Annotated in this window: 3 protein-coding genes and 1 pseudogene; 2 read left to right on the top strand and 2 right to left on the bottom strand. The window is 26.5% G+C overall.

The annotated features are described in order from the left end of the window. Positions 1 to 541 (top strand): restriction endonuclease subunit S (locus AABL81_RS13475; RefSeq protein ID WP_341341321.1); only part of this gene is annotated, 541 nt, incomplete at its 5' end. Between the two features lie 42 nt (positions 542 to 583). Here the strand turns inward: AABL81_RS13475 and AABL81_RS13480 are convergent. After that, positions 584 to 853, bottom strand: coding sequence for a hypothetical protein (locus AABL81_RS13480; RefSeq protein WP_341341322.1), 270 nt, complete (start codon positions 851 to 853; stop codon positions 584 to 586). Between the two features lie 361 nt (positions 854 to 1,214). On the opposite strand from AABL81_RS13480, the gene AABL81_RS13485 reads away from it, so the two are divergent. Beyond that, complete coding sequence (locus tag AABL81_RS13485; RefSeq protein WP_341341323.1) at positions 1,215 to 1,790, top strand: restriction endonuclease subunit S; 576 nt, start codon at positions 1,215 to 1,217, stop codon at positions 1,788 to 1,790. On the opposite strand, the pseudogene AABL81_RS13490 reads toward AABL81_RS13485, so the two are convergent. Further along, positions 1,779 to 2,337: pseudogene (locus AABL81_RS13490) on the bottom strand (hypothetical protein); the annotation flags it as partial. The gene AABL81_RS13485 and the pseudogene AABL81_RS13490 sit on opposite strands and share 12 nt — an antisense overlap.

The raw sequence follows: 2,337 nt of genomic DNA on the forward strand, positions 1-2,337 counted from the left end.
ATTAATTAAAGGACTTTGTATTGATCTTATTTTAAAACAGGTGCCAAATACAAAATTAAACCATTTTGTTAAATGTTATTCTTCATCATTAACAGAATCTAATGTTATTACTCAACAAGGAATTCATCCAGTTTATGGAGCTACAGGAATCATTACTTATACAGCAGATTATCAAATTGATAAAGATGCTATACTGATTATTAAAGATGGTTCTGGAGTTGGAAAAGTTCAATATGCTACGAATAAGTTCTCAGTTATTGGTACTTTAAATTATTTAACAATTAAGTCACAAGTAAACTTAAAGTATATTCTATATTGTTTGAAATTTTTCAATTTCGAGAAATATAAAGTTGGCTCTGGTATTCCTCACATTTATTTTAAAGACTATGGTGAAGCCTTGATTTATTGTCCTTCTCCCACAGAACAAGATAAAATCGAAGATCTCTTATCCTCTATTGATAAAAAGATAGAAATAGAGAAACAGAATTTAAATCAATTAAACTTACAGAAACAGTTTTTATTAAAAGAGTTATTCATATAAGTAAAAAAGGCAAGAAATGATTAATATTTCTTGCCTTTTTTATTAGGTAAACATCTGTTGTTGAAAATACTTTTTTTGGTTCTGTAATCTTTCAAGTATATTCATCTCAAGTGCCTTTTTAGACTCAACTGTACTTAATAGAGAAGATATTTTCTTTACTTCTTTCTCAGTAGTTGGTAAATAAAGCTTCTTTTTTAAGAAATTTTGATTTGTAATACTAATAGTATTCTTAGCTCCTTTCTGAATCATACTTTGTAGATAATTCTGTACATTTATAGGATTGCTAAAGTAAAAATGTAAAATATTTGCCATATAAATGTTTTTTGCTGTAAACACTCCATATAAAGGAGATACAGCTACTCGCTCTTTTATAAAACTCTGTTTGATAATGCCATAAGGAAACTCTCCTGTTGGACTTTTTGTATATACGATATCACCATAATGGACAACATTGTAGTTCGTTGTATCCTTAGCCGCAAATGATCTCCCTAAGTATTCAACTTGATTAATTACTCCTTTGCTTACTGATACAGAGTGTACAGTATAATTATTTGTATTTACTTCTTTGCGTTCTTCTAGTACATTTTCTAAGAATTGCTCAGACCAATCTTTATTATTTTCGTTTTGAAATAACTTTTGACAAAGTCCTTTAATTAAGGATTTAAGATCCTTTGTGGATACAATTAGTAGTAAAATTTTTAAACAAGAGGTAAGTTTTAAAACGAATAAAGAAGAATCATTTCCTATTTGGAATAAAAATGTACTTGGTAATCTTTCAACTATAACAACAGGTTCATCAAATAAAGAAGACTCTATTTTGAATGGTAAGTATATTTTCTTTGATAGATCTCAAGACACTAGAACTAGTAATAAATATTTATTTAACAAGGAAGCTATAATAGTACCAGGAGAAGGACAAGAGTTTAAACCAAAATACTATAATGGAAAATTTGACTTGCATCAACGAGCATACGCTATTTTTGATTTTAAAAATATTATAGGGAAATATTTATTTTTTCACATGCTTAATAATAATCAATATCTTCAATCTCAAGCTGTAGGATCTACTGTCAAGTCGTTGAGATTACCAATGTTTTTATCCATGCCAATAAATGTTCCTTGTAAAGAAGAACAAGAAAAGATAGCATATTTTCTGTCTTCTCTTAACACGAAAATAATAACTGAATATCAAATATTAAAATTTTTTAAAGATCAAAAGAGCTATTTATTAAGCAATTTATTTAAATAAATTGCTTAATAAATAATTTTTCTGCTTAGTTAAAAGCATAACTTTTTGCGCTTCAATATCTTGTTTATTTTGAACTAATGTTAATAGATTAGCTATCTTATTTTGCTCATTCTCACTAGGAAGTATTAAAACAAGTTGTTCAACTTCTGATATATAATGACGTTTATGTTCATTTGAAGCTAATTTCAAAAAAGATAGATATTCAAATATATATATTAAATTTATGTTATCTTTTACAGTTAGAATCTTTATTGCTGAAGATTTTACTTTAAATGGAAAATCGACAAATTTTATAGCCATTGTAAAATCATCAAAAATTATACATTGTCCTTTATTATAAATGTCAAAGTTCTCATTAGTATATCCGAGTATAAAAGCCTTATTCGCAGTTAATACTGGAGTTAACTCTATATCAGAAGAATAGTCAGTATTTCTCACAATATATTTAGAAGGTTGTTCATAATTTAAAATTTCTTTAATTTGAACAGTATCATTTCCTTTTTGAGGGATTTGTTTAAATAATAAATTTCGAAGTGTATCCCTTAAA

The sequence above is a fragment of the Myroides sp. C1519 genome, assembly GCF_038039755.1.
GTDB classification, from domain to species: domain Bacteria; phylum Bacteroidota; class Bacteroidia; order Flavobacteriales; family Flavobacteriaceae; genus Flavobacterium; species Flavobacterium phaeum_A.